Source organism: Chrysanthemum yellows phytoplasma, from assembly GCF_000803325.1.
Lineage (GTDB): Bacteria > Bacillota_I > Bacilli_A > Acholeplasmatales > Acholeplasmataceae > Phytoplasma > Phytoplasma asteris.
In genome coordinates, this window is record NZ_JSWH01000034.1 from 1 (window position 1) to 2,382 (window position 2,382).

General features: G+C 26.7%; 1 protein-coding gene and 2 pseudogenes. All 3 read right to left on the minus strand.

The genetic code is table 11. The features are described from left to right. Window positions 1-105, minus strand: a pseudogene (locus tag OL66_RS04505) (recombinase RecA); the annotation flags it as partial. An 18-nt stretch (window positions 106-123) separates the two neighbouring features. Then, window positions 124-915: pseudogene (recA, locus tag OL66_RS04220) on the minus strand (recombinase RecA); the annotation flags it as partial. 254 nt (window positions 916-1,169) lie between these two features. Continuing rightward, complete coding sequence (pgsA, locus tag OL66_RS00605) at window positions 1,170-1,829, minus strand: CDP-diacylglycerol--glycerol-3-phosphate 3-phosphatidyltransferase (RefSeq protein ID WP_011161060.1); 660 nt, start codon at window positions 1,827-1,829, stop codon at window positions 1,170-1,172. Window positions 1,830-2,382 lie beyond the last annotated feature (553 nt).

The following is a 2,382-nucleotide window of genomic DNA, read 5'->3' on the forward strand; positions in this document are numbered from 1 at the left end:
AACATTTTCTGTTCCTTGACCAATTTTTTCATCTTTAAAACTATACCAAGAACCACTTTTTTGAATCAAATTAAGGTTAGTTGCTAAATCAATTACTTCTATCATTTTAGCAATACATTTACCATAAATAATATCAATAGTAGCAGTTTTAAGAGGAGATGAAAGTTTGGATTTAACTACTTTTACTTTGGAACGAATCCCTACAACTTGGTACCCTTGTTTAAGGGTTTATGATCTTCTAATGTCTAAACGCAAAGAAGCAAAAAATTTTAAGGCTTTACCACCTGGAGTTACTTCAGGATTACAAAAAACCATCCCTGTTTTTTCTCTAAGTTGATTAATATAGATAACAACTGTATCAGTTTTATTAATGATTCCTGACTGTTTACGCATGGATTGCCCCATCATTCGTGCTTGCAAACCCATAGCCATATTACCCATATCGCCTACTAATTCTGCCTCAGGAACTAATGCTGCTACAGAATCAACTACCAAAAGACTAATTTTGCCACTTGCAATTAATCTACAAGCAATATCTAAAGCTTTTTCAAATGAATCAGGTTATGAGATTAAAAGTTTATCAAGATTTACTCCAATAGCCTTTGCATAACTTGGGTCTAAGGCATGTTCTGCATCAATAAAAGCAACATTAGCTCCTTTTTTTTGAGCCTCTGAAATGGCATGCAAAGTTAAAGTAGTTTTGCCTGAACTTTCAGGACTATAAATTTCAATAATTCTTCCTTTAGCATAACCACCAATTTCTAAGGCAATATCCAACGACAAAGAACCAGTAGAAATAGATTCAATTCCTTTATGAGTTTTGGAGTTGAATTGCATAATGCTACCTTTACCAAACTTTTTTTCAATATCCTTAATAGTGTCTTCTAAATCGTTTTTGTTTTGTGTATTTTGCATAAATAATTTTCCTTTGGTTTTTTTAGTTTTGATGAAATATAATTTTTAAATATTGTAATTAAAATAATAAAGATAAAAGAGCAAGATGAAAATAATTATTAAAGATAAATGTAAAAATTTAGAAACATATATAAAAGACAGATTTTAAAATATAATAAAAACAGCAGTAACAAAATAAAGATCTCGCTGAACCCCAAAAACTAGACAATAAATATTTTAAAAAAATAGGGTACAGTGAGGATCAAAAAAATGAATTACTCAGGAGCAAAATTTTTACGAATAATTTTATAATTTTTAAAAAAATAATCAAAACCAGAAACAATAGTTAAAACAACTGAAACAAGCAGGCAAATATCACCTATATTACTTAGATATCCAAACCATTTTTTTAAATTTGCATCACAAGCAAAAGTAGAAGAAGTATACAACCCAAAAAAAAGGCAAATGATGGCAACGAATGTAAAAACGGTTTTGGCTTTGCCCCAAAAAGATGCACTAATAACAACTCCTTCTTTATTAGAAGCTACCAATCTTATTCCTGTTACTAAAAATTCTCTAATCACTATAATCATAATAACAGCAGTAAAAAATTTTTTAGGCATTTGAGTATCTGCAAATAAAAAAGTTCCTTGCGTAGCAGACAAACGACATTGACAAATATAAAAAAGTGTGATAATAACTAATAATTTATCGGCAATAGGATCAAAAAACTTACCAAAAACAGTTTGTTGTTGATATTTTTTAGCTATATAACCATCCAAATAATCAGTAATAGCAGCCACTATAAAGATAATTTGAAAAGTCAAAACATTAGCAAATTCAGGCTCACTTTCACTTACACACATCAAAGGCAAAAGAACAAACACTAAAACAATCCTAAAAACAGTAATTAAATTAGCCAACAAAGGAAACATACATTACTCCTGTAGTAATTTTTTAAAAAAACTCATATTTTTGTTTAATTAAATATGGTTCAAAAAGACAAATCATTTCTTTGAATATCAAAAAATAAAAATAGTAAATGTTTAAGGACAAAAATAAGATTTTCAAAACCTCTTATATACTATTATTATAACATTATTGATAAATGTTTTTAGTAAGTGTTTTTATATACATAACATAATTGTTATTATTTTGAGTAATTATTACAATTAAAAGATACATTATAAAAACTCTACATTTATCTACATTTAAAAAGTAAATTAAATTTGTTCTACATTTATAAATAAATTTTGTATAAAGAAAACATATTTAACTTAATTTTTAAATGTTTATAATACAAATAAATTAGCAAAATGTTTTTTATAGTTTTTTGTGTTTAAAAATCTCACGGAACCCAACTATTAGCATAAACAAATCGAAGGGCACCGCAATAGTTAAAAATGTTTTATAATTTTGATATAAATATGTTAGCTATTTTGCATTGCAATAATTTCAATCAAATCAAATAATAATAAAATACTAAAA